This is a genomic window from Solwaraspora sp. WMMD1047 (assembly GCF_029626155.1).
GTDB lineage: Bacteria > Actinomycetota > Actinomycetes > Mycobacteriales > Micromonosporaceae > WMMD1047.
Genome location: NZ_JARUBL010000001.1, coordinates 191,926 through 215,956, shown reverse-complemented (window position 1 = coordinate 215,956; position 24,031 = coordinate 191,926). Strand labels below are relative to the sequence as shown.

Here is a 24,031-nt window from a genome sequence, read left to right as displayed (position 1 = left end):
GGCGGTCGTCGGCCGGCCGGTCGGCTCAGTCTCCGACGAACGCGTACTCGACCCGCTCGACCAGGTCCTTCGGCAGGTCGACGTGTTCGGCGCGGCTGCGGGTGTGGATCTGATCCAGCACGGCCGGGTCGATCGAGACCTGGCTGAGGATGGTCCGCACCGCATGCTCGATCGGCAGGAACCGCGATCCGAGCACCGAGAAGGTCCGGTACGCGCTGAACGGCGCGGCCCGCGGGTTCAGCTTGACGACCGCCGGCATCTTGTCCCAGTCGTCCGGCCAGTCCTCGACCTGATAGGCGCTGGTGACGCCTTCCCCCTGGTGACGCAGCAGGCCCAGCCGCATCAGTTGCCAGACCGCTGCGAGGAACGGGCAGGACCACCGGCGGGTGCCGTCGTCCTCATAGTCCCAGAGCTCGACGTCGAGGAAGATCGAGTGCCGGTTCGCGGCGTTCTGGATCGGCGGCAGCCAGTCGCTGTGCGGGCTCATCGCCTGCGCCGGGCCGGAGACCGGCGACCGCTTGCCGTTGCACAGCCATCCGGTCTCGGTGACCGGTGGTCGCTCGCCGGTCGTCTCCGGCACCGGGTCGGAGACGAGTTGGCCGAGCGCCAGTTCGGCAAGCGGGATGTCGTCGGCCTGCGCGCAGCCGGCCTCCCGGGCGAAGTAGTCGATCACCAGGCCGGTGCCCTCGATCGCCTCCAGCAACTGGTCGAGCACCCCTCGCGGGGTGCTGAACCGGGTGAAGTAGTCGTCGATCAGGAAGCAGGTGCTGATCCGGACCCGGCCACCCGGGAGCCGATCCGCGGCCATCTGGCGGGCCGCGGTAACCCAGGGCGCCACCCGGGCGAAGTGCCGACGCAGCTGCTCCGGCCCGCCGGCGAACTCCTCGATGTAGAGATGACCGAGCTCGATCGAGAGGTGCGACAGCGGGACGGACTCCACTCCCCGCCGCGCCGCGGACTCCTCGAAGGTCACGTCCTGTTTGGTCACAGCGTCTCCCAGGCCGAGTCGTCCGCGATGCGTTTGGCCAGTTCGGAGAAGGCCTCGACGGTGCCCAGATTGGCGATCTTCCGGGCGTACACGTCGTTGTCCGAGATCAACTGCTCCTGCCACTGCAGCACCGGGTCGTGCGGGACCGTTCCCAGCAGCACGGTCCGGCCGACCCGGCTCTCGCTGGCGAGGTTGAGCAGGTCGCGGTTGCACTCCCGCAACCACGCCACCTGGGCCGGTTGCAGTCCGGCCAGCTCGGGCGAGTCCGGGTCGACGTACGCGGTCCGGACGAACCGCAGCGCGTTGCGGAGATCGTCCAGCTGGTGGCCCCGCTGCACGCCGCTGTCGAGAATCCCGTTGGGACTGTAGACCAGACTGGAAGCGGCGTAGATGTGCTGCCGCGTCCAACGGTGGAAGATCAGCCAGCGCGATTTCACCGACTTCATCTGGGGCAGCGCGGTCGCTTCCAGGGCCATCTGGGTGGCGTAGGACCGGCCGGCGCTCAGATCCACCAGGGTGACATCGAACTCCTCCTCCATCCGGAGGAAGAGCCGGGCGCACCGCTCGACCATCTCCCGGTTGTGCGGGAACTCGCCGCCGCCGCTGTCGCCGGGCAGCAGCACCAGGCGACCCGCGCCGGGCGGTCGGTCCCGCAGGCTCGGCCGGAGCGACTCGGCCCATACCTCCAGCCGGTGCGGCTCGGCCAGCGAGCCGTCCAGGTATCTGTGCAGACCGCCCCGGGTGGTGCCGTGCGAGACCGAATCGATGGCGAAGATCGTGCCGGCGGTCGGCGAGCCGAAGTCGAAGTCGAGGTAACCCACGTCGAGACCCTGCAACGCACTGCGGTAGAGCACGTTGCTGCTGGTCACCGATCGGCCGGTACCACCCTTGTCGGAGGAGGCGAAGACGAGCATCTCAGGTGGCCTCCCCGACGTCACGGCGGGCCATCGTCATCTCGTCGAGCAGCCGCAGTACCCGCTGGGCCAGCGCGACCGAGGTGCCGGGACGCTCCTGGACGACCTCCCGCGCTCTGGTCAGATTCACCTGCATGATCTGCAGTTGCTGTTGGATGGTCGGTCCGGCCTCCGCCGCCCCGTTGAGCAGCTCGACGTCGTACAGGTGTTCCGCCTCGGCCAGCAGGGCGACCGCGATCTCGACCAGCTTCTCACTGCTCAACGGCGCCCGTTTGAGCATCTTCGCGGTGGCGATCAGGGCCTGGACCACCCGCTCGGTGTAGTACCACGACACATGGTCGTAGTGGCCCTTGACCTCGGAGAAAGCCTGATCCGGCTGGTCCCAGAGGCGGCGTCCGATGCCGTCCTGCAACCGCCGCCGGACCAGGTGCTCCCAGATCTGGTCGGCGAGGTCGAGCAGTTGCGCCCGCTCGCTCGACTCGTTCAGCAGGCTGGCGATGAAGGACGTGCGCTGCAGCAGCAGCGCGGAGAACTCGCTCACCAGCCAGCGGAGTCCCCGCTCGCCAAGTTGTTCGGTGCCGACCAGGCGCAACCTGACCCCGGGGTCGTGCAGGCTCAGGGCCGGATCATTGTCGACCGGACGGCGGGTGATCCGCGCCCGGTTCGCCAGTTCCAACAGCACGCCGCCGACCCGGGCGAATTCGACGTCCCGGCCGCGCTCGCTCACCAGACCCTTCACGGCGAGGGAGGTGACCAGCAGGGTGTAGTAGTCGGAGGAATCCTCGTCGGTGGTGCGCCACGGGATGTCCTCGAGCGGCCAGCGGTGGCCGTCACCGAAGGTGGCGACCGTGGCCCAGTAGGTACGGGTCAGCTCCCACCGCAGTTGCAGCGCCCGGCCGAGCCGTTGCTGCTCCTCGTTGAGCAGACCGAGGACGCGGGTGCGTTCGGAGAAGAGGTCCTCGATGGCGTCGATCGCGATCACGGTGAAGTAGAGGTACGGCTCCTCCGGCGCCACACCCTTACGCTGCTCGCCGATCGGTTCGGTGTTCTCCACCTCCGGCGCGTCCCGGACGATCCCCCAGGACCATCCGCACTCGAAGAGCCGGCTCGTGCTCTCCAGGTCGGCGACCTGGCCGGATCCGATCATGACCTCGCGGAAGCTGGCGATCGTCTCGAGCAGTTCCTTGCGGAGCTTGGCGACGACCTGACGCGGCGGCATGTTGTCCTGGTTGAGGGTGCGGACCAGCGCCTGTCCCTCACGCGAGTCGAGGTCGAAGACGTTCACCGCGAAGCTGCGGAGCAGTCCGACCATGGCCGCACTCAGCCGGGCACTGGCCAGCTCCTCCAAGGTGGCGATCTCCCGGTGGATCTCCTCCCGCCGGACCGCGTTCCGGAAGACCTTCGCGAAACCGATGGTGGCCAGGGAGAGGGTGACCGACACCGCGAAGGAGTCCACGATGTCCAGCTGCAACTGCTGCTCGGTGGGGTGCGGGCCGTCGTCGTCGCTGGGGAAATACGAGCCACCTGAAAATACGGGCGTACCGGAAGCGTCGGTGTACCTGAGGAAGTACTCGGTCAGCACCCTGATCAAGACCTGCGGGATCTGGCTGGCGTTTCCGAGCGGGCGGAGCGCCCTGATCATCGCCTCGGCCGTCTGATCCGGATTGTCTATCTTGAAGGTGCTTTCCTGGGTGGCCGGGAGAAGGAGACAGAGCAGTTGCTCGGCATCACTTATCGAGTTCGGCTCGTTCCGTCCCCCCCACTGCCAGGCACCATCCTTCCAGGACGCCCGTACGGTGGCTGCCCAGATCTCCAACAACTCCTGACGAGGTCGAATCCTCATCTTTCGCGCACCACCATCCGCCGATTTCGCCGTCTGACCTGCGAGCGCCGCTCGTGTTTATGTGGCTGGGACGCCGGAGCTTCCCGGGAGAGACAAAGTAGACACAGCCCTCTCCCCCAATGATGGCGTACGCGTCAAGCCGTCGGCCGGATCGTCAGGGACGGCCGGCCGGATCATTGAACTGGTGTTCGAGGGCCCAGAGGGCGGCCTCGGTCCGCGACGCCGAACCGGTCTTGCGGAGCAGGTTCGACACGTGCACGGTGACCGTGCGGATCGAGATTCCGAGCGAGCGGGCAACCTGCTTGTTCGACATGCCGGCGGCCAGGCAGCCGAGCACCTCGATCTCCCGACCGGTCAACTCGGCGGGGACCCCGGCCGGGCCGGCGTTGACCGGCCGGCGGGGCGCCGGGCGGGCCGGCGCCGGCCGGTCCGCCAGGCCCGCCAGCCCGCGCCGGCCGTCCGTGGCCAGGTATTCGATCAACCGGTACGGGTTGCCGCCGGTGCGTTGCCAGACCGCGGCCGTCACCGTGGCGGGCACCTTCTGGTCGGGATAGACCTGGGCCAGCACCTCGGCCACCTCGGTCCGGGTCAGCTCGTCGAGGTGCTGCCGGACCGCGCCGGCAACCCCGCAGAGCCGGGCCAGGGTCCGCCGGGTGAGTTCCGGCGAGACCGCGGACGCCGCCGGTCGGCTGGCGGCGATGAGCAGGACCGGCAGCTCCGGCGCGGCGGCCAGCTCGCCGACCAGGTTGAGACTCGCCGGGTCGAGCGCGTGCAGGTCCTCCACCACCAGCACCGCCGGGCCGGCGCCGACCAGGGCCCGGACGGTACGGACGGCCAGCCGCAGCAGCGCGTCCGGGGCGTACCGCTCGCGGGGCGCGTTCGGGTGCTGGGCGAGCCAGGCCAACGCGTCCGCCGGCAACGGCAGATTTCGGGTGTCGCAGCCGGTCAACACCGCGGCGAGCCAGTCGTAGGGGGCCGGCGAGTGCACCCGGGCCGAGCCGGAGAGCACCGCGCTCGGCCGGGGGATCAGGGCGTCCAGGGCGGAGGCGATCAACAGGCTCTTGCCGACCCCACCGGCGCCGGTGACCACCACCGTGCGGGCGGCCCGTCCCGGTCGCCGGTCGACCACGGCCGACCAGGCGCGGACGAGCTCGGCCAACTCGCCGGCGCGCCCGACCATGGAGACCGGCATCATCGCTTCACCCTACGCAGTACTGCGTAGAGACGGATCCGGGGAGTTCTTGGCAAGATCGACGCATGAGCCTGATCCTGCGCGCGGTGGCCGTCACCGATCCCGGCCTGGTCCGGCCCGAGAACGAGGACGCCGCGCACGCCGGTAGCCGGCTGATCGCGGTGGCGGACGGGATGGGCGGGCTGCCGGCCGGCGAGGTGGCCAGCGAGATCGCGATCCGAGCGCTGGCGGCGCTGGAGTGGGCGCCGGCCGACGACCCGGTCGCCGCGCTCAACGGCGCGGTCGAGACGGCGAATCTCCAGATCCGGGCGGCGGTCGAGGCCGACCCGGCACGGGACGGGATGGGCACCACCATCACCGCGGTACTGCTGGCCGACACACTTCTCACCGTCGCACATGTCGGCGACTCCCGGGGTTATCTGCTGCGCGGCGCCACGCTGCGACGACTGACCAGAGACGACACTCTCGTCCAGGCGCTTGTCGACCAGGGGGTGTTGACCTCGGCGGAGGCCCGCCGGCATCCGCAGCGCTCGCTTGTCACCCGGGCGGTGCAGGGCGCCGGGCTGGCGCCGAGCATCGACACCGTCCCGGCCGCCGCCGGTGACCGGCTGCTGCTCTGCAGTGACGGGCTCTCCGATGTGGTCGACGACCAGGCGATCGGGCAGACCCTGGCACACTGGGCCGACCGGCACCAGTGCGGGGAGCAGTTGGTCAAGCTGGCCCATCAGGCGGGCGCGCCGGACAACGTCACGGTCGTGGTGGCCGACGTCGAGACCGAGCCGGCCCCGCCGGCCGGGTGACGGACGAGGCCGGACGGGGGCGGACCCCCGCTGTCGCGGGAGTCCGACCACCCGTCCCGGGGTCCACGCTCAGCGGCTCTGCAGGGCGTCCAGCGCGACCGCCATCGCGACCACCAGGCGCCGGTCGAGGCCCGGGTTGTGGATCTCGACCACGTACTTGTCCCGCAGGCCGAACTTCTTGATCACGGAGAAGGCCGGCTGGCCGTCCAGCACGAAGTCGAAGTGGTACGGCAGCCAGGAGAGCGAGTCGACGAACCGCCGCAGGATGGCGACCGCCATGTTCCGCTCCTGGCCGATCATCGCGCCCAGGCCGGGCTGCTCAAGGTGCCAGGTGGAGCGCAGCAGCGACTGCTTGAAGTCCTTGCGGAACAGGCCGATCGCGCTGCCACCGGCGTCCGTCACGTCGTAGGTGGCGGCGAGGTCGAGGACCTGGCGGGCCTTGAAGCCGAGCACCGGCTGCTGCTTGGTGTCGTCGCTGTAGAGCGTCACCTGCTCACGGAAGGCCATCCGCTTCTGCTGCGCGTACGCCAGTAGTTCGCCCTCGCCGCCGTCCGGTCCGGCGGCCAGGACCTCGTACTGGTTGACCATGAGCCGGATCCGCTGGCGCACGATCAGTTGGCGCTGGGCCTGGAGTGTCTCGATGTTCATCGTCGTCCCCTGTCGTTCGCCCGGTCGGAGGGAAGGGCGTCGGCCGGGAGTGTTGCACAGGGTTCCGGGCTCGCCGCCCACCCACCCCGGCCAGGCGCCGGGGCCCCATCGGCTGGCCGAGGCGCGGCGGCGCGGTAGCTCCGGCGGCCGGTTGGGTAAGCGGGATGGCATGAAACAGCCAGCAGCGCCCCGAGTCGCCGTCGTCGCCCACCGCCGGAAGTCCCTCGGCGGCGGCCTGCCCGAGCTGCGCCGGCTGCTCGCCGACCGGGGCATAGAAAACCCCATCTGGTACGAGGTGCCGAAAAGCCGCAAAGCCCCAAAGAAGGCCCGCAAGGCGGTCGAGAAGGGCGCCGAACTGGTGCTCGTCTGGGGCGGCGACGGGATGGTGCAGCGGTGCATGGACGCCCTCGCCGGCCGCGACGTGCAGACCGCGATCATCCCGGCCGGTACGGCGAACCTGCTCGCCACCAACCTGGGCATCCCGGAGGATCTGGAGAAGGCGGTCGAGATCGCCTTCCACGGCCGGCCCCGGGCGATCGACCTCGGCAAGGTGAACGGTCAGCACTTCGCGGTGATGGCCGGCGCAGGCTTCGACGGCGAGTTGATCGGGGACGCCGACCGGGGCCTGAAGGACCGGGCCGGCAAGCTCGCGTACGTCCTCACCGGGCTGCGGCACGTGCGGGACGAGTCGGTGCCGACGAAGATCAAGGTGGACGGCCGGAAGTGGTACTCCGGCGACGCGACCTGCGTGCTGTTCGGCAACGTCAGCATGATCACCGGTGGGATCGAGGCGTTCGACGACGCGGAGCCGGACAACGGCCGGCTGGAGGTCGGCGTGGCCACCGCGCACGGCCCGCTGGACTGGGCCCGCACGATCGGCCGGATGGCGGTCGGCCGGACGGAGAAGTCCCCGTTCGTGCAGGTCACCCGAGCCAGCAAGGTGACCGTGCGGCTGGCCGAGAAGACCACCTACGAGCTGGACGGCGGCGAGCAGGGCGCAACCCGCAAGCTGAAGGTCAGGGTGGTGCCCGCCGCGATCACGGTCCGCGTCCCGGTGCCCGACCCCGCCGAGGTCTAGGCGGTCTGGTCGGTTCTAGTCGAGATGGTCGCCGGGCGCGGTCTGCAACAGCCAGGCCAGCGGCAGCTTCGCCTGCTCCTGGTAGCCGCCAAGCCCGGTCAGGCGGTGCAGGGTGGCCGTCTGAGCGTCGTCCCGGTCGACCACCCAGTAATGCGGGATGCCCACCGCGGCGTACTCGCGGAGCTTGGTCACCGAGTCCATCGCCTCCGACCCCGGTGAGACGATCTCGACGACGAGGAGGATGTCGGGGGCCGACAGCCAGACGCGGCGGGGCGGTTGCTTGCGCCAGACGCTGAGGTCGGGGATCCGGCCGCCATCCCCGTCCGGCCCCGGAATCCGCACCCCGGCGGCCTGCAACACCTGCTCGGCCGGCCAGCCGGCCATGATGAGCCAGGCGAACAGCCTGCTGGCGATCTCGCGTGTTCGGAGTCGGGTGGGGGCGTGACCGACAGGACCCCTTCGGGGCTGGTGTCGTAACGGTGACCGTTCGAGTCCGCGGCGTTCATCGCCGCCACGTCGTCGAGCGTCACGATGGCGGGCATATGCATGCCGACTGCATCAGCGCTCATGACCCCTCAATGTAGTTTCGCTACAGAAAGATCGTCAGGACATTGGGCACGCTATTTCGGCGCTGGGCGTGCTGAATGTCCTGACGATCTTTTCGGTCGGCTAGGCGTTCGGGTCGTCGGCGGCGCGCCGGTCCAGCGTCAGGTTGTAGAGCCTTTTCTGGGCCTGCCGGCCGTAGAAGCAGAGCCCGGTTTCCTCACCGAGTGGCAGGCCGCAGCGGCAGTTCTTCTCGTCCTTCGCCTCGTGTCGGGCGAGCAGTGTTCGCAGCGTGTCCGCTTCGACGTCGGCCGGGATCGCGTCCGGCACCGGCTTCCCGAGCACGCCGGACAGGGTCCCAGTGCCGAACGCCGGCCGCCGAATGCCCGACCCGCCTTTCGTATACGGGGGTGATACCGGTGAGCGAGCTTCCGAAGACCGTCAGACGGCTCCGCACCGAACGCAAACTGACCCAGCGCCAACTCGCCAGATCGATCAAGGTCAGCGCATCGTTGATCACGGCCATCGAGAATGGCCGGCTCATTCCGCAACCCGACACCACTGATCGACTCGACCTCGCCCTCGGCGCAGAGGGAAAGGTCCGGGAGGCGGTCGCGACGGCACGGGACGAGGCGACGGAGCTCTGGCTGCGCCCGTGGACCTACCACGAAAGCCGCGCCACCATGCTGCGCTGGTTCGAGCCCAGCCTGATCCCGGGCCTGCTCCAGACCGAGGACTACACCCGCGCGGTGCTGCGCGGCGGCCGGCTGCCGGAGAGCGAGGTCGAGCGCACCACCAAGGACCGGCGCGAGCGGCAGGCGGCCACCGTCGGCCGCCCCGATCCGCCGATGCTGACCGCCGTCATCGGCGAGTTCGCGCTGCGCTGCGGCCCGCCCGAGGTGATGAAGGACCAGCTCGACCACCTGATCAGCGCCACCCACCAGACCCGGACCCAGGTGCTCGTCATCCCGAACGGCACCGGCCTGCACGCCGGCCTCGCCGGGGCGTTCGTGCTCGCCACCCTGCCCGGCCGGCAGCGGGTCGGCTACGTCGACGGTCCATTGCGCGGCGACGTCACCACCGACGCCGACGACATCGCCAAACTAGAATTGGCCTGGGAGATCGTCTCCGGACTGGCGCTGCCCGTCGACCTGTCACGCAAGCTGATCGAGAAGGTGGCCGATGAGTACGAGTGAGCGCCCCCGCTGGCGCACCAGCACCCGCAGCAGCTCCAACCAGGGCGCCTGCGTCGAGGTGGCCGACAATCTCCCCGGCCGCGTCCTGGTCCGCGACTCCAAGGACCGCCCCGGCCCCACCCTCACCTTCACCCCCACCACCTGGCAGACCTTCATCCAGTCCGCCAAGCGGTAGGGAGCCGAACGAAGTCCCAGATCATGGGTCATGGCGCATCCGGCTCGCCTTCGAACTGGAACCCTGCCTCAACAACAGGTCGACGTGAGCTGCGTGATGACGGCTCATCCTCTGCCGAGCTGTGCAGAGTGAAGAGGCGATTACGGGCCACTTCCAGCACCACCTGCAGGTCCTCGTCGAAGGCCCGGTGACTGAGGATCTCCGGCCGGAAGGCGAAGGCCTCACCGGCGCTGGTCCCTCGGGCGAACAGGCGGCGCAGGCCGCCAGCGAGCTGAGGCCAGTTCTCTCTGGTCTCCCGATCCTCGGGGTTGATCGGCACCATCGCCGTGGTTACCAACTCGGAGCGCCGCGTTTCTATCCACTGCGACAGAACGCGGCGATAGGTCGCGATCTGCCACACCCAGCAGTCGACCAGCAGTACCACGATCCCCCTGGATGGCATCCTGGTCCAGTGCCCAGCCAATGGCGACACCTCGGAGGTGAGCCTGCGCTTGGAAGCTACCGCTCGGGCGAAATCAGCCAGCGGTTGCCTGAAAGTCGGCCGGTACGGTGCCCACTCGACCGAGTACTCCCCGTAGTAGGCGACATCGCGTCGGACCGCGCGCGCCTCCCGCCGATTCGGCGCTGCGATCACGAAATGCACATGGTCCTGGACTACGTGGCTGTACGGGGAGCGACCATCCGGTCCGCGTAGGGCGCCTTGCCGGTTTACCCTTGGCGACTCTATCGACGTTTCGGCTTGGTGAAAAGCGCTCGGCACCCCCACGAACTCCACCCGCTCCTGCCGCGGAATCGGCGGCAACGGATCGGTGTCGACGTTCTCCACGATCTGATCGGCGAGCACCGCCAGCAGTTCGATGTACTCGTCCTGGTTACGACTCAGCCGCAGCAACTGCCGCAGACCGTCTCGGCGATACCCCTCCCCGAACGCGGCGCTGTCGTACTGCAGCCGCTGCACTGCCTCCGGCACCTGACGCGGCGGCAACCAGAACGCCGGAATGATCGTGCGAGACCGGGAGCCGGTGGCCAGTTGATGCCGCTCGACCCGCTCGGTGAAGATCTGCCACTCCCGACCGCACGCCTCACTGACGAAGTACCGCGGCGAGCAGAGCGCGACAAACGTGCCGGACTCGGCCAACGCATCCACCAACTCCGACGACCAGGTCGCCCCGATACCGATGCTGTGGGTATCGAAGAAGCCGACCTCCTCACTGCTGGCCAACCCCGCCCGCACCCGCACCTCACCACAGAGATCCCGGAAGAACTGCTCGACGTACGGATCATCGTCACTGCGCGCATAACTGAGGAAGAAGTAAAGCCGGGGCCGCCGCGGCACCTCCTGCTCCACATCGTTGCCACCGGCCGGAGACTGCCACGGAGGCTTCGGCGGCCGACTGCTCGTGAAGCGTGTCCCGCCTCCGGTCAATGACCTACTGGCCGTTTCTATCGTGATCGGATCCTGGTCCGGTGGCGTGACGCCGAGGAGACGCAGGATGTCGTGTGACGCGTCCGCGAGCGGGTGACGGCCAGGCACAGACAATTCGGTCTGACCTCCGACGGCCAAGGTCAACTGACCGGACGGAGTGAAATTCCGTTCGACGTACCTGCTGACCACCTCGTATGCGCGCCAGGCGTCGTTCGCAGTGAGCAGCGCGCTCAGGGCTGGACGAGCGTCCGGGTAGAGATGGAAGACCGGACCGTCGACCTCAGAGACGACAGTTCCGATTCCGCCAACCAGTACCTCGGCCATATCGCTGACGGTGGCCAGTGGGACCACCTCTTGGCGGAGAAGATGCAGGTGCTCGATGCTGACCGCGCTATGTGGCGCGCAGAGGGCGGCGAGCCGGACGGCATTCTCGGACGCGATATGGCGGAAGCGCGCCACCCGGTCGATCGGGTTCGAGTCGGGGATCGAACGGTCAGCCAGCCGGTCGACGCGGCCGGAACTGGGCACCAGCACCACCTCGCACCCCCGGGGATCGAGACGCATCAGCGTATCCGCCCAGCGTGAGATCGAATGGGGCGTCAACGTGAGGACCGGGACGGGAAGCCAGCCATCAGAGCTGGTCGATAGGCGCAACAGGGTGGGAAGAAAGTAGTGCAGCTCGCGATTCGCCGTACCGATGCGCGACGCGTGGACCGTGGCTCCGGGCAGCGACAGCCCTGTGCGACGCCACAGGGTCGGGCTCAGCGGATTGATAAGGGCGGTCGGCGTGCGGCGGCACCAGTCCCAGACGGCTCGCCAGGTCCTCGATTCCTGCCATGAATCGCCCGCACAGTCGGAGATAACAAGCACCAGCAGGCGCTTATCGGGTGTCCTCAACCGGCTGACGTGGATCGTCCGACCCGTCGCCTGGTCGGCGAGCGCGGGCCCGCTGTCGTTCACCGTGAGCTTCCAGGACCGGACGGATCGGAACGCGCCGGTATGACGCAGCGTCCGTACCAGCGCATGAACGGTCGATTGCCAGACGGACATCGAAGGTGAACCGTCGACGACGACCGCTACCTCGAACCAGCGTTCGGGAGCCGGCCGCATGATCGGAATCAGTTGGCCGGTCTGGGCGTATCTCTCGACGGTCGTCCCCAGGTCGAGTTGCTGGCGCCGGCCGCTAGGCCATGGCCGCCGAAAAGCCCGCAATGCTCGCTCGACGTCGAGTGCAGCCGGCAGCGCGGTCGCGCCCCGTACTCGCAAGTTCTGGTCGGCAGGGTTTGATGGTTGGTCGGCCGTGTCGTAGAGGTTGAGCGTCGCCGACGACCGGTCCGGCCGGCCAGGGTCCGGGTTTTTCGCCTGAAGCAGTGTGTGGGGGTCTGGCGATTCTCGGTCCTCAACCGAATCTGGGGCACGGATGGTGGCGGCCAGCCACAGCGCTTCGGCGATATTGGTCGCGTCCAGGGCAGGCCCGAGGTGCCGGATGGCCTGGACCGCCCAGTCGAGTGCGCCGTCGGCGAGGTCAGGCACCGGAGAGCTCGCGGAGCAGGTATTTCATCACCTGGTCGCGCTGGTAACCCACCGGAGCGGCGCCGCCGATCACCACGAAGACCGCGTTGAGGAGTTGGTCGAGCGCGAGCAGGTCGCCGGACCGGGTCCGGGCGACGAACTGCTCGATGAGCTCGACGATTGGCTCGCTCTCGACGTCGACCCCCTCCAGGTGCGCGCGCACCGCCCGCTTTACGACTTCGATGTCGGTGTGGACGGGCATGGTGTAGCGGATGCATCGGCGAAGGAACGGCGCAGCGAACTCGCGCTCGCCGTTGTCGGTCATGACGATGACCGGAAACTGCGTGCAGGCGACCCGGCCTCGAGTGATGCCATGAAGCTGGTTGCTGTCCCAACCGCGTACGGCAACGGTTGCCCGCTCGTACCGAGCCAGCTCCGGGATCTCGAACTCACCTCGTTCCAGCACGTCGAGCAGATCGCTGGGCAGGTCGAGATCGCTCTTGTCGATCTCGTCGATGAGGAGTGCTCGGGGCCGGGCGGCGGGCAGCAGCGCGGTCCCGAGCGGTCCGAACTGGAGAAATGGGGAGATGTCGTCGGTGTCACTGCCGAGCTGCCGGGCGTGGATACGACCGAGGACGTCGTAGCGGTACAGCGCCTCGGTCAGCGAGCTCCGGGAGGTGATGTGCCACCGCAGGACCGGTCCCAGATCCAGCTCCTCCGCCACCGATTCGATCACTGTCGACTTGCCCGAACCCGGTGACCCGGTGATGAGCAGCGGGCGACGGAGGAAGAGCGCGGCGTTCACCGCGCTGACGAGGCCGGGCGGTGGTTGGAATTTCCCGCCGAGCGATTTGCGCGGAAAGGTCCGCCAGGGCGGAGGCGGCGGCAGCGCGACGCCGGGCCGCACCACCCCATTGCCCTGATACACCGGATCCCAGGTCATCGGTCGCTCCTCATGCCTTGCCGAACTGATACGACTTGCAGAAATCGAGCCATTCCTGGTCATCCCAGACGGCCCGGAGGTCAGCGATGAGGCTGCTCTGCTCCGGGTTCCGCCACCGATCGCGATAGGCTGCCAAGAGTTCCGCGGGCATCCGGTCCCAGCAGTGCGTGAGGGCAAGACGGCTGCCGGCATCCAGTGGAGCGACGGTGCAGGGCCAGAGCATGACCGGGACGTACGCGAGGAGCAGCGAGAACAGCCTCGCCTTCTCGGCCGGAGTGGCACTGAGCGCCACCGCCGGGTACGCCCCGCCGGTCAGCCTCTCTTCGAGACCCACCAGGTCGGCGATCTCGCCGATGTCCAGCCACTGCACCGGCATCTCGCCGTTCGCCATCCGCGCGAGTCGACCTTCGGCGCTTGTCACGACCCACTGCATCGCGTCCGGCGGGCTCAACCGCTCAGCCCACCGCGTCACCACGTCGAAGCGGACGCCCAGCCACTCGCCGCGTTTGATCTGCTCGGGACGCCAGTCTGCGAGCAGTTGAGTGGGCACGGCCACATCCACCTGGCGCAGCGGCAGCCGCATCGAAGCCGCGACCCGCTCCGCTTTGTCGACGGCTCGTGCGATGGCCAGTTCGACGCCGGACCGGTCCGGACCGGCACACTGGAGCCGTTCCTTGCTGTGGATCTCGCCATCCAGCACCAGCCAGGTCTCGATCAGTTCGGGCCAGGTGCCGCCGATGGAGGCATGCAGACTCACGACGAGGCGCAGCCGGCGCTCGGAGTTGAGTCGATTGGCCCAGGCCACAGCGTCGTTGACCTGCTTCAACGCCGTGATGGACAGCGCCCACGTCCGCAGAAGCGGATCGTTGAGGTTCTGAACGTCGTCCAGAGCGAGGGCTACAACGAACCGACAGATCTGCGATCGGCAACTCCCGTCCCTCGCCGGATACGAAAGCGCCAGCCGCTCCAGGACGTCCGACACGTCGTCGAGAGCGGTGACCCGAGGAGCCTGTGGGGCAGCGGTCAGCGCGACCGCCCTGCGCAGCCGATCGGTTTCGATCGCGCCGGGAATCCACTCCTGAAGGAAGCGCGCCGTCTGCGCCGCTATGAAGAGGGAATCAGCGACCTGCTGCGCGCGCACCGCCTGCGGTGACAGCGGCAACTGACTGAGCCGTTCCCGCAGGGACGCCAGCTCCTCCGGAGTCCATCGGCTGGTCATCGCTGGCTGGTCATCTATCGCTGCGAGTGCCTGGTCCAACTCGGCACGTCCGGCTCGCCCCAGGTAGGCGGAGGCCCGGCCGGCCTGGTGACCATAGTTGCGACTGAGCCAGAGTGGTTGCGGTGTGCTGGGATCGCCACCGAACTCAAAGACACTGATGCTGGGACCGCTTGGCTTTGACCCGAGCGCGCTTCGTACTGTCTGCAACTCCAGGACCGCCGGCGCGTCGTCGACGCCGCTGCGGAGGAGGTCAGTGATGTCGGCGGTGAGGCGCAGGTCGTAGGCGTTCTGGCCGACGCCCGACGCCATCAACAGGCCGCACCGGGTCCGGCCACTGCGTTGGCCGGTGACGATTCGACCGATCGCCGGCACCGCGCCGGCGGCCGAGCAGGTGTCGATGATCCCGATCAGGCCGGCCAGGCCGACATGGTCGGCGGCGTCGGTGAGCAACTGGCTGACGTTGACCGCCCCGATCGACTCGCCCTCCCGGGAATCACCCACCATCAGATAGAGGTCGGATCCATCGCCTGGGCTGAACCCGTGTCCCATGAGTGCCAGCACCAGGACCGCCCCCTCCGTCCCCGCGTGGCGGACAGCCGCCCGCACGTCGGTACGGACCTCGTCGGCAGTCAATGCCCCGACCCGGATCGAACCACCGGGCAGCGGGCGGTGGGTGGACGGCAGAGCCGGCACGCAGGCTCCGCGCTCGGGGTCCAGGAGGGTTGTGTGAAGTCCGTGCGCTGCCTCGGCGAGCGTCTCCAGGGTCGGCATGGATGTGCACTGCGACGCCAGGACAAGGAGATGGCGCCTGCTACTCACCGGTCGCCCGTCCGGCCATCCGTTTGAGCGCTGCGGCGACCCGCCCACCGACCTCGGGATGCGCCAGATACTTCGTCGCCGTGTGCACCCAGACCCCGTCGGAGTCCACCCGGCGACTCTCTGGGGCCACCTGCCGGTCGTTAGCGGCAATGTCCGCCTCCAGCTTGGGACGGGTCACCACCAGGTCATCGCGGTCCCAGCAGTTCAGCCACGCATCCACGCACGCCGGTGTGGTTGGTGGCTGGGGTCGCAGCTTGGGCCACACGACCGAGCGCATCCCCAACGGTGAACCGATCGTCACCAACAGCGGGACCGTCAAGCGGTGGTGGTGAAGGGCCTCGAACGCCACCACCGTTCCGAGTGAATGCGCAACCACCACCGCCGGCTGGTCCGACAACCGCGACAGCAGGATCTCCCGGATCCGCTCGTCCAGGGTCCGGCCCTCCTCGACCTCCCGCCGGGCGAGATAGCGAACGACCTGTGAGAGGTCCCGGACCAGCAGTTTGCCGCTGAGCCACTGACCGCCACGCGCCACCGGCGGGAGAGAAAGCAGAGTGGTCGCGGCATTGAGCGAGCCGCGGACGAGGTTGCCGGTGCCCTGCGCCGTCCCGGTGGGTCGAAGTTCTCGCTTGGCCGACGAAAGCACCTGACGATGTACCGGATCATCGGTCTCTGCCAACCGCCCGTCGATCACCTCGTCGAGCAGATGACACAACATGACGGCCTCATCACGGTCGTGCACCCCAGCGTCCGCCATCCCTTGAGCGCCGCGCGGGGCGAACAGGTCGCCGTAGTACGCGAAGACCGTTTCGCAGCGGCCCTCGTCGGCGAGCAGGTCCGACAGGTCGGAATGCCCGGCTCGACGGGCACCGGCCAAGAGAGCTGACAGCCAGGCCGTCCGCTCGGTATCGGCGTCGCGGTGGCCACCCACTCCGTGCACAAACACCAAACGCGACGCCAAAGCTACTCCCCGGTGTCGTTCGGCCGCCATGATGCCACATCACGCAAAGCGTGGGAAGGTCGCGAACGCACTGCTCTAGACCGCCCAACTGTGCGTGAGTCCGATCAGGATCTTCAGTCGATCCTTGACGAAGACGCTGGGCGCCTGCGACCGTCAGCCGTGCCTGCCCCGAACCCGTTCAGCAGGGGCGTCAGGTCTAGATCGCCGCCCGGGCTCGACCGGGAATGCGTCCAGACCTATGCCCAGTGCGTCCAGGGCGCGCAGGATCAGACCGAATTCAGCGGTCGACTTCCCCGCTTCGAGGCCGGATAGCCAGCGACGGCTCACTCCAGCCGCTGCGGCCAACTCCGACTGGGTCTGACCCCGGTCGCGCCTCGCCTGCCGGACGGCGAGACCAAGGTCGCGCGCGTTTACGATCCTCATCGAGCCCTCAGATGTGCACGATCGTGCCCATGATCGCTCATGAGAACGTTCGTGCTTACATCTTCTCGTGCGCACGAACGTGCACATCCCAGGGTGGAAATGCTGAGCGAACCTGCATGCATCGTGTCGAACGGGTCGCCCAACGCCCCGAGCGGCTCGACAGTCTTAACCGGACAGTCAGATAACCGGTCCCGCAGAAGGGCGCCGACCCGGTACCTTGTGTCTTCCGGTGTTTCGAGCCGGCCCATCGGTCGGCGGTTCGCCGGACACCACCTCTCTCTCGCACCGCCCACCCGCGGTGCCAATCCCATGGGGGTTTGCTTTGCGCGTTCTCCGCGGTGCTGTTGCCACCGCTGTCACGCTCGCCGCAGTCCTGACCGGTCTTCCCACCACCGCCGCCTCCGCCGCCGGGTCGGCCGCCGCCGCCCAGGCCGGCGCGGACGGCACCTACCGTCCGGTCGGCCCGCAGCGGCTGCTCGACACCCGTAGCGGGCTCGGTGCCCCGGCCGGCGCCCTGCCCGACCGCCGGGTCCTCAATCTGCAGGTCACCGCCCGGGGCGGCGTCCCGGCCAACGGCGTCTCCGCGGTCGTGCTCAACGTGACCGTGACCGCGCCCACCAAGGGCGGCTACCTCACGCTCTACCCGGCCGAGTCCACCCAGCCGACCGCGTCGAACCTGAACTTCTCGGCGGGCAAGACGATCGCCAACTCGGTGACCGTGCCGATCGGTGCGGGCGGCCGGGTCGCCATCCTGCACCGGGGTGGCAGCACGCACGTCATCGCCGACGTGGTCGGCTACTACCTCAGCGCCGCCTCGACCGACATGGGCGGCGAGTATTACACCGTCGAGCCGGGGCGGATCCTGGACAGCCGGGACCCGGACTTCGGCGGGCCGCTGCCGGGCGGCTGGATGGTGACCGTGCCGGTCGACTTCGGCGAGGAGGGCAACGCTCACCTGCGCGCGCTGGCGGTCAACGTCACCGCGGTCAGCCCGCAGACCGGGGGCTACCTCACCGCCTGGAACGGTGAGAACGACCCGCCGAACACGTCCACGCTGAACTACGGCAAGGGCAAGATCGTGCCGAACATGGCAATTGTCCCGGTGGCGCCCTGCCCGTGGGACTACCCGTGCGCCGGTCTGCCGTCGATCAGCATCTACAACGGATCCAGCGGTGGCACGCACATCCTGATCGACCTCTTCGGCGTCTACGACGACGGCACCTTCGCTGAGGGCCTGCGGTTCCGGCCGCTGAGCCCGACTCGGGTCGCGGACACCCGGATCGGGCTCGGAGCCCCGAGCGCGATCGGGCCGAACAGCACCGCCACGATCACCGCTGGCGAGCCGGTCTCGACGCCGGACACCCGGGCCCTGGCGCTCAACGTCACCGCGGTGCAGCCCACCGCCGGCACCTACCTGAGCGTCTGGCCGGCCGGTCAGGACCGGCCCGTGGTCAGCACCCTCAACCCGGCCCCGGGCGAGACGGTGCCGAACGCCGCCATCACCGAGATCAGCCCGGCCTACGGGTTCAACGTCTACAACCGGTCGGGCAGCACCCACCTGGTGGTCGACGTCGCCGGCACCTTCGAGTACCTGTACCCGGCCGCGCGGAACCCGGCCGATCGGGCGGCGGAGGGTCGGCTGCCGGGCGGCGCCGAGCCGCGTCCGGCTCCCGCTCCGGTCGCCAAGCGGCTCGGCTGACGCCACGACGCTGAGCTGCCCGCCCCGGCGGCGTACCAGTTGATCCCGGGCCCCGCGATCGTGATCGCGGGGCCCGGGGCATGTCCGGTCGGCTGCCGGGATGTGTCGTGCCCGCCGTGGTCACATTCATCCGATTGGCCGGAGGCGTCGACAAACGACGATCTACCCGCCCGGGTCGGCCGGTCGACTGTCGACTGTGGCTGCCACAGACTTGCGCTGTGACGCGATCAAACTGGACCGGGCTGTGGCTGGCGTTGCTCGGCCTGGCAGCGGTGGGTAGTGCGGTAGCAGCCGTCAGTTGGGGACTGCGGGGCGTCGAGGTGGCCGGCTGGATCGCCGGCATCGGCAGCTTCCTGCTGGCCGGCGTCGCGTTGCTCCTGGTCAACAGCGGCGGAGGCGGCTCCGCGAAGCCGGCGAACACGTTCCTGGCCAGCCTGGGCGGAAAGATCCGGCGGATGGTGCTCCCGGCCGCGGGCAACACCGTCCGGGCCACCACCGGCGGGGTCATCGAGGACGTCCTGGTCGGCGAGCAACGCCCGGTCGCCGCCGAGCCCTCGGCCGTCAGCGAACCGGCGGGGCTGCAGACCGTCATTCCACCCGCCACGCCGATCAGCCCGCCGCAGATCTCGCCGTCAACTCAGCCGCAGACTCCGCCGCCGGCTCCGCCGTCAACCCAGCCGTCGGCCCCGCCGGCGCTGACCAACGGGTCCATTCGCATCACCGCCGACGGCCTGGTGGGCCGGGACGCCCAGCTCGATCGGCTGATCAGCGGCATCCGGGCCGGGCGGGGTGGGACGTTCGTCGTCCTCGGCGGACACGGGATGGGCAAGACCTCCTTCCTGGACCAGCTTCGCGCGGTGGTGGAACGGGATCTGCCCGACGTGGTGCTGCTGCCACATCGCGGCATGACCGTCGAACCGTACGGGCTGGATGAGGCGTACCGGGGCGAGTACGGCGAGCACGCCACGATCAACACCCTGGCGCTGCGCTTCAAGCAGTCGACCCAGCTGCTCGGCGACCTGGTGCAGGATCTGGACGGCCAGTTCAGCGGCTTCGTGACGGCGGTCGAGGGTTCCCGCGGCGAGGCGACCGCCGCGGTCACCGTGTACCACAACCTGACCGCCAAGACGTGGGGGCGGATCTCCAACGCCGACCTCCCGACGACGAACGTGTACGCCTCCGGACGGAGCCCGCAGGAGCGGCTACACGAAGCGCAGGGCCGGGTCGACAAGGCGTTCGTTGCGGACTGGCGGACCTTCCTGGCCGGCCGGCGGGGCGTACTGGTGCTCGACGGATTCGAGACGCTCATCGACGACGTGGTCGGGCAGTGGTTCGTCGGACTCGCCGCCCGGCTGACCGACACGGTGGTGGTGCTGCCGATGGTGCCCCGCGAATACGCCGAGCACGGTCGCGCGGTACTCGACCCGGCACTGGCCCAGGAGCTACCGAAGTTCTCCCTGCCGGAGGTCACCGCCTACCTCGACCACCATTTCGGGGACCGGTCCGGTCCGGCGCTGGCCAGCGTCGTCATGCGCTACACCGGCGGCCACCCTTACGGCCTGAAGCTGGTGGTCCAGTTCATTCGCTCCCAGCTCGAACAGCAGCCGGCCCGGTCCGGCCAGCCGCTGAACGCCGAAGACCTGCGCGACCTGCTGCAGAAGCTCACCAGCAACGACGAACTGCCGGTGGACGCACTGGTCAAGGCGGTCGTCGCCCCGCACCGGAATCCGGAGGTGTGGCAGATCGTCGAGACCGTGTCGCTGCTCAACACCTTCGACGTACCGATGGTCCGGCAGCTCCTCGCCGCCGGTGACGACGCGATGGACCAGGTGGTGGCGGGCAACGCCCTGCAGCGGATCGAACGGCTCGGCCTGCTCGACCCGCTGCCGATCGACGGCCGGTTCCGGCTGCACGACTTCATCCGCCCGGCCCTCTCCCGCGCCCTGCGCCAGTTCCAGCCGGCCCGCTGGGAGGAGATCCATCGCGGCGCCGCCAGCTACTACTACGACAAGATCTCCTCGTTCGAGGACAAGACCCACAAGACGTACGGCTCCTGGTTCAAATTCGAGGACCCGCTCTGGCAGATGTACGAGGCGGAGTGGCTCTTCCACTCCGCCCAGCTGCCCGACCAGCGCGACCTCACCCGTACCCAGTTCGTGGTGATCTTCCTGGAGGCCTTCTGGTGGTGGGCGCTCTACATCGACTTCCCGTTCTGCCACTCGCTGCTGGACAACTGGCAACGGGCCAGCCGGGACGACCGTGACCGGACGCTGCTCGACCAGCTCGGCCGCTTCCACCGCAACTACCCGGTCGGCTGGGACAAGCGTCCCGGCCCGCACTGGACCGAGGCCCGCCGGGCGCTGCGCACCATCGGCGAACTCTGCGACCTGCACCGCGGCTGGCGGGACCCGGCCTATCCGGCCGAAACCCAGGAGGTACGCCGGCAGGCGTGGCTCTACCTGCGCCTGTTCACCGCCCACACGCTCTGGTACGACAAGCGGTACGACGCGGCCGACGCCGCGTACCGCGACCTGGAACCGGAGTTCGCGGAGCTCGACGACGAGTTGCTGCTCGCCTGGTTCTACTACGAGTGGGCGGACATCGCGGCGGGTGCGGGTGACCGGCGGGCGGCGGCCGGTCGGGTCGGGCAGGCGGTCTCGTGGATCCGCCGGATGGCGGCCGACGGTGAGGTCGAGTCGGAGCTGCTGGGCAATCTGCACCGGGTGCTGGCCGACCTGCACCGCGACACCGATCCGCTGACCGCCGCCGCCGAGTACGGGCACGCGGTGCTGCGGGCCTTCCTGTTCCAGCGGGTCGACAACGCGCTGGAACACTCCCTCAACGCACCCGACGAGTACACCCAGCAGTTCTACCTGGAGATGACGACCCGAGCGGCGCAGCAGATGCTCGCCTGGGGTCGACACCAGCATCGATCGGAGTTCATCGCCGCGCTGGTCGGCCCGATCGGCGGCGACCCCGGAGCCGTCCCGGTCGGCTCCGATGCGGCGGTTGCGGCCGCTGCCGACGATGCCGCCGAGTCGGCCGAGCGGGTGGTCCAGGTGGCCGGGCTGCTCTTTCCTCGCGGGCCGCTGGAGGCGGAGCTGCACGGACGCAACTCCGAGTTCACCGATCACTGGGGCGACATCGTCGAGACCCTCAGCGTCGACACGATGGCCGAGCTGGACCGGATCGAGGCCCTGGCGGCCCGGACCGCCGCTGGTGACCCCCGGTCCGCCGTCGGCTGACCTCGGTCCGGAGCTGCCCCGTCCCGACCCGCAGGCCGGCTGGCCCGCAGGCCGGCTGGCCCGCAGGCCGGCTGGCCGGCGACGAGTCAGCCTTCGAGGTCCAGGTGCTCGACCAGCCACGTCGCCTGCCAGCGGCGCTCCTCGGCGTACCGGTCTCTTGTCCCTTCCGCCCGTCTCGCCTGGGCGGCGCGGGCCGCGACGTACCCCATGCCGGCGACCGGATAGACCCCGAGCATGTCGATCGCGTCGACGAGGTAGCCGCAGACCTGGGCGGCGGTCCGCTGGCCGGCCAGCGCCGCCGCCTCCTGCCGCCGGACGGCCACCTCCCGCAGCGCGGCCAGCCCACCGTCGGGTTCCGGGCCGACGATCGGCTGGTCGGGGTCGGCGTGGTCGGCCAGCCGCTCGGCGGCGGCGGCCAGTGCTCCGTCGTCCAGTTCGCCGCACTCCGCCGCCGCGTGGGCGGCCGTGCGGGCCAGACACCTCCGGCCGAAGGCGTCGGCGCACTGCGCGTTCCACCCGACAACCTGCCCGACCAGCCGGGCGCGCGGCGCCACCACCTGGTGTCCCAGCCGGGTCACCGGGCCGGCCAGCTCGATCCGCCACAACTCGTCGTGCAGCCAGAACGGCAGATCGGTGGGCCGGCAGGCGTGTACGCCCTGCTCGCAGGCGACGACCTGCCGGGCGTCGAGCCAGTCGTCGGACCAGGGATGACCGGAGAAGGGCGCGATCCGACCGGCGGCCAGGAACTTGTAGTAGGTCATCCGTCGGTCCGATCGGTCGCCGCCCGGCCGGCGTTGGTGGCGAGGGTCAACAGGTCCGCCGGGATCTGCTGGGCGCCCGGTCCGGGGTGCTGACCGGGCAGGTCACCGAGGAAGGCGCGCAGGTCCCGCACCTTGCCGAGGTGTGCCAGGCACGCCGGGCAGACCAGCAGGTGCATCTCCACCAACTCGCGACGGTCCGGCTCGACCGCCCCGTCGACCAGCCGCGCGGTCAACGACACGACGTTGTCACAGCGCAGGAAGTTGTCCATCCGATCCCTCCTCGTCGAGTGCCCGGTCGATGAGCGCGATGACCTCGGCGCGGGCCACGCCGACCAGTTCGTGGTGCTCCTGCTCGGACTGCCCGGTGACGGCCACCGCCTGCGCCGGGGTCAGGCCGAGCACGTCGGCGAGGACGACCGCGACCCGCGGCAGCGGAGGCAGCCGGCGCACGGTCGGCCCGGCCAGTCGGGTGAGCGGGGTCCACTCCGTCCACTGTGGCGGGTCGCGGCGCCACCAGCCGGCCCACGGGTCGTCGTCGCCGGCGAACCACCAGCCGAGCACCGAAGCGTCGGAGGGGTCATCGGAGACGAAGAAGAGACCGGCGTCGGAGAGGGCGTCCAGCAGGTCGGTGATCACCGCCAGGCGCGGGATCGGGATCGACTCCCCCCGCGCCATCCGGTCCAGCACCCGGTGCCAGACCTCGTCGAGCACCGGCACCGCGCGGTCGTCCACGGCGAGCAGTCCCAGGGCGGCCAGCGTCGCCGGATAGTCCCGGCGCAGCAACTCGGCCGGGACGTTCAGTGGTGGGATCTCGGCGTACCGGTCGGGTGGCAGCAGGGTGAGCTGCCGGCCGCCGCGCTCCACAATCGCCAGCAGCGCGGCGAGTTCCGGATCGTCGTCCGCCCGCACCCCCTCGGCCGAGTCGAAGTACTCGGTCAGGAAGGCGTGCAGCAGCCGGGCGGGTACCAGCTCGCCGGCCCGCTCGTCGGGTGCGACAACGAGCAGCATGCCGCGTACCCGGTCCTGGTCGGCGGCCACCCGGGGCTGCACGAACGGGACCGGCAGCAGGCGATATCCCTGCCGCTGGTAGAAGCGCACCCGGGCCGCCGGATCGCCGAACTCGGTGGGCCGATGGGCCCGCGGATCCTCGATCTCCGCCACCACGATCTCGGAATCCGAACGGTCCCGCCAGCTCGGCAGCAGGTGGCGCAGCAGCGCGGCGCCGACCCCGCCGCCCCGGATGCCGGGCCGGACCGCCAGATAGCTCAGCAGCAGCACGGGGGCTTCGTCGAAGGTGTCCGCCACCACCATCCCGATCGGAGCGTCCTCGTGCAGGGCGACCGCGGCGTACGTCGAATTCGCCGCGACCCGGTCGGCCAACCCGTCGAGGTCCTCCAACTCGCCCGGTGGCAGGCTCGGCACGAGGATCTCCAGATAGCCGCGGCGCAGCAGGCCGGTGTCCGGATTGACGGAGAGGTCCTGAAGATAGATCTTTCCGAATGGCACGTCGACGGCCGAGAGACTCACCTCGGTATCGTGGTTCGCGAATCCGTCGTCCACAACCCTCCCGACGGCCGAGCCACCGAGGGCCGGGGGGCCATCCGACCGAACTCTCCTGGTTCCGGTCCGGTCCGCTACCGGTCGAC

Annotated in this window: 20 protein-coding genes; 6 read left to right on the top strand and 14 right to left on the bottom strand. The window is 69.5% G+C overall.

Going from position 1 to position 24,031, the window contains the following annotated elements:
* Positions 1-25: 25 nt before the first annotated feature.
* From O7627_RS00980 to O7627_RS00965, 4 genes are all read right to left on the bottom strand, one after another.
* Positions 26-988, bottom strand: coding sequence for an SCO2522 family protein (locus O7627_RS00980; protein WP_278091601.1), 963 nt, complete (start codon positions 986-988; stop codon positions 26-28).
* Positions 985-1,902 carry an SCO2523 family variant P-loop protein gene (locus tag O7627_RS00975; RefSeq protein WP_278091600.1) on the bottom strand — a complete coding sequence of 306 codons (918 nt, stop codon included), beginning with the start codon at positions 1,900-1,902 and terminating at the stop codon, positions 985-987. The genes O7627_RS00980 and O7627_RS00975 overlap by 4 nt, the downstream gene beginning before the upstream one ends.
* A 1-nt stretch (position 1,903) precedes the next feature.
* Complete coding sequence (locus O7627_RS00970; RefSeq protein WP_278091599.1) at positions 1,904-3,745, bottom strand: SCO2524 family protein; 1,842 nt, start codon at positions 3,743-3,745, stop codon at positions 1,904-1,906.
* Between the two features lie 154 nt (positions 3,746-3,899).
* Positions 3,900-4,940 carry a LuxR family transcriptional regulator gene (locus tag O7627_RS00965; protein ID WP_278091598.1) on the bottom strand — a complete coding sequence of 347 codons (1,041 nt, stop codon included), beginning with the start codon at positions 4,938-4,940 and terminating at the stop codon, positions 3,900-3,902.
* 62 nt (positions 4,941-5,002) lie between these two features.
* Between O7627_RS00965 and O7627_RS00960 the strand changes: the two genes are divergently transcribed.
* Positions 5,003-5,737 (top strand): protein phosphatase 2C domain-containing protein, encoded by a 735-nt coding sequence (locus O7627_RS00960; protein WP_278091597.1) that lies wholly within the window; start codon positions 5,003-5,005, stop codon positions 5,735-5,737.
* Between the two features lie 69 nt (positions 5,738-5,806).
* Here the strand turns inward: O7627_RS00960 and O7627_RS00955 are convergent, their stop codons facing one another.
* Positions 5,807-6,385, bottom strand: coding sequence for a hypothetical protein (locus O7627_RS00955; protein WP_278091596.1), 579 nt, complete (start codon positions 6,383-6,385; stop codon positions 5,807-5,809).
* Between the two features lie 169 nt (positions 6,386-6,554).
* On the opposite strand from O7627_RS00955, the gene O7627_RS00950 reads away from it, so the two are divergent.
* Positions 6,555-7,463 (top strand): YegS/Rv2252/BmrU family lipid kinase, encoded by a 909-nt coding sequence (locus tag O7627_RS00950; RefSeq protein ID WP_278091595.1) that lies wholly within the window; start codon positions 6,555-6,557, stop codon positions 7,461-7,463.
* A 15-nt stretch (positions 7,464-7,478) separates the two neighbouring features.
* On the opposite strand, the gene O7627_RS00945 is transcribed toward O7627_RS00950, so the two are convergent.
* The gene (locus O7627_RS00945) at positions 7,479-7,847 is read right to left on the bottom strand and encodes a Uma2 family endonuclease (RefSeq protein WP_278091594.1); all 369 of its coding nucleotides are present in this window, start codon (positions 7,845-7,847) and stop codon (positions 7,479-7,481) included.
* A gap of 285 nt (positions 7,848-8,132) precedes the next feature.
* Positions 8,133-8,351, bottom strand: a complete 219-nt coding sequence (locus O7627_RS00940) for a hypothetical protein (RefSeq protein ID WP_278091593.1) — start codon at positions 8,349-8,351, stop codon at positions 8,133-8,135.
* A 74-nt stretch (positions 8,352-8,425) separates the two neighbouring features.
* On the opposite strand from O7627_RS00940, the gene O7627_RS00935 reads away from it, so the two are divergent.
* Entirely contained in the window at positions 8,426-9,202 is a 777-nt protein-coding gene (locus tag O7627_RS00935) for a helix-turn-helix transcriptional regulator (RefSeq protein WP_278091592.1), read from the top strand.
* A complete protein-coding gene (locus O7627_RS00930) occupies positions 9,189-9,377 on the top strand; it encodes a DUF397 domain-containing protein (RefSeq protein ID WP_278091591.1) in 189 nt (62 codons plus the stop codon). Before O7627_RS00935 ends, O7627_RS00930 begins: the two co-directional genes overlap by 14 nt.
* 28 nt (positions 9,378-9,405) lie before the next feature.
* Here the strand turns inward: O7627_RS00930 and O7627_RS00925 are convergent, their stop codons facing one another.
* From O7627_RS00925 to O7627_RS00910, 4 genes are read right to left on the bottom strand one after another with little or no spacing between them, the layout of a single operon-like run.
* Positions 9,406-12,336: a TIR-like protein FxsC gene (locus O7627_RS00925; RefSeq protein ID WP_278091590.1), complete on the bottom strand. Its 2,931-nt coding sequence runs from the start codon at positions 12,334-12,336 to the stop codon at positions 9,406-9,408.
* The gene (locus O7627_RS00920) at positions 12,329-13,258 is read right to left on the bottom strand and encodes an AAA family ATPase (protein WP_278091589.1); all 930 of its coding nucleotides are present in this window, start codon (positions 13,256-13,258) and stop codon (positions 12,329-12,331) included. The genes O7627_RS00925 and O7627_RS00920 overlap by 8 nt, the downstream gene beginning before the upstream one ends.
* Before the next feature lie 10 nt (positions 13,259-13,268).
* Positions 13,269-15,248, bottom strand: a complete 1,980-nt coding sequence (locus O7627_RS00915) for a hypothetical protein (protein WP_278091588.1) — start codon at positions 15,246-15,248, stop codon at positions 13,269-13,271.
* A 40-nt stretch (positions 15,249-15,288) separates the two neighbouring features.
* Positions 15,289-16,287 carry a hypothetical protein gene (locus O7627_RS00910; RefSeq protein ID WP_278091587.1) on the bottom strand — a complete coding sequence of 333 codons (999 nt, stop codon included), beginning with the start codon at positions 16,285-16,287 and terminating at the stop codon, positions 15,289-15,291.
* A gap of 715 nt (positions 16,288-17,002) precedes the next feature.
* Between O7627_RS00910 and O7627_RS00905 the strand changes: the two genes are divergently transcribed.
* Together O7627_RS00905 and O7627_RS00900 are read left to right on the top strand one after the other, a co-directional pair.
* Complete coding sequence (locus tag O7627_RS00905) at positions 17,003-18,379, top strand: hypothetical protein (RefSeq protein ID WP_278091586.1); 1,377 nt, start codon at positions 17,003-17,005, stop codon at positions 18,377-18,379.
* Positions 18,380-18,597: 218 nt separating this feature from the next.
* On the top strand, positions 18,598-21,624 hold the full coding sequence (locus O7627_RS00900) for an ATP-binding protein (protein WP_278091585.1): 3,027 nt from the start codon (positions 18,598-18,600) through the stop codon (positions 21,622-21,624).
* An 86-nt stretch (positions 21,625-21,710) separates the two neighbouring features.
* On the opposite strand, the gene O7627_RS00895 is transcribed toward O7627_RS00900, so the two are convergent.
* From O7627_RS00895 to O7627_RS00885, 3 genes are read right to left on the bottom strand one after another with little or no spacing between them, the layout of a single operon-like run.
* Positions 21,711-22,385, bottom strand: coding sequence for a hypothetical protein (locus O7627_RS00895; RefSeq protein ID WP_278091584.1), 675 nt, complete (start codon positions 22,383-22,385; stop codon positions 21,711-21,713).
* Positions 22,382-22,654: a zf-HC2 domain-containing protein gene (locus O7627_RS00890; RefSeq protein WP_278091583.1), complete on the bottom strand. Its 273-nt coding sequence runs from the start codon at positions 22,652-22,654 to the stop codon at positions 22,382-22,384. Before O7627_RS00890 ends, O7627_RS00895 begins: the two co-directional genes overlap by 4 nt.
* Entirely contained in the window at positions 22,632-23,912 is a 1,281-nt protein-coding gene (locus tag O7627_RS00885; protein WP_278091582.1) for a GNAT family N-acetyltransferase, read from the bottom strand. The genes O7627_RS00890 and O7627_RS00885 overlap by 23 nt, the downstream gene beginning before the upstream one ends.
* Positions 23,913-24,031: the final 119 nt, after the last annotated feature.

Excerpts from the sequence above, each read along its gene's own strand:
- O7627_RS00975 (WP_278091600.1), bottom strand. The coding sequence starts at position 1,902 with ATGCTCGTCTTCGCCTCCTCCGACAAGGGTGGTACCGGCCGATCGGTG.
- O7627_RS00910 (WP_278091587.1), bottom strand. The coding sequence starts at position 16,287 with ATGGCGGCCGAACGACACCGGGGAGTAGCTTTGGCGTCGCGTTTGGTG.
- O7627_RS00890 (WP_278091583.1), bottom strand. The coding sequence starts at position 22,654 with ATGGACAACTTCCTGCGCTGTGACAACGTCGTGTCGTTGACCGCGCGG.
- O7627_RS00955 (WP_278091596.1), bottom strand. The coding sequence starts at position 6,385 with ATGAACATCGAGACACTCCAGGCCCAGCGCCAACTGATCGTGCGCCAG.
- O7627_RS00920 (WP_278091589.1), bottom strand. The coding sequence starts at position 13,258 with ATGACCTGGGATCCGGTGTATCAGGGCAATGGGGTGGTGCGGCCCGGC.
- O7627_RS00960 (WP_278091597.1), top strand. The coding sequence starts at position 5,003 with ATGAGCCTGATCCTGCGCGCGGTGGCCGTCACCGATCCCGGCCTGGTC.
- O7627_RS00950 (WP_278091595.1), top strand. The coding sequence starts at position 6,555 with ATGAAACAGCCAGCAGCGCCCCGAGTCGCCGTCGTCGCCCACCGCCGG.
- O7627_RS00965 (WP_278091598.1), bottom strand. The coding sequence starts at position 4,940 with ATGATGCCGGTCTCCATGGTCGGGCGCGCCGGCGAGTTGGCCGAGCTC.
- O7627_RS00970 (WP_278091599.1), bottom strand. The coding sequence starts at position 3,745 with ATGAGGATTCGACCTCGTCAGGAGTTGTTGGAGATCTGGGCAGCCACC.
- O7627_RS00895 (WP_278091584.1), bottom strand. The coding sequence starts at position 22,385 with ATGACCTACTACAAGTTCCTGGCCGCCGGTCGGATCGCGCCCTTCTCC.
- O7627_RS00915 (WP_278091588.1), bottom strand. The coding sequence starts at position 15,248 with ATGCCGACCCTGGAGACGCTCGCCGAGGCAGCGCACGGACTTCACACA.
- O7627_RS00930 (WP_278091591.1), top strand. The coding sequence starts at position 9,189 with ATGAGTACGAGTGAGCGCCCCCGCTGGCGCACCAGCACCCGCAGCAGC.
- O7627_RS00945 (WP_278091594.1), bottom strand. The coding sequence starts at position 7,847 with ATGGCCGGCTGGCCGGCCGAGCAGGTGTTGCAGGCCGCCGGGGTGCGG.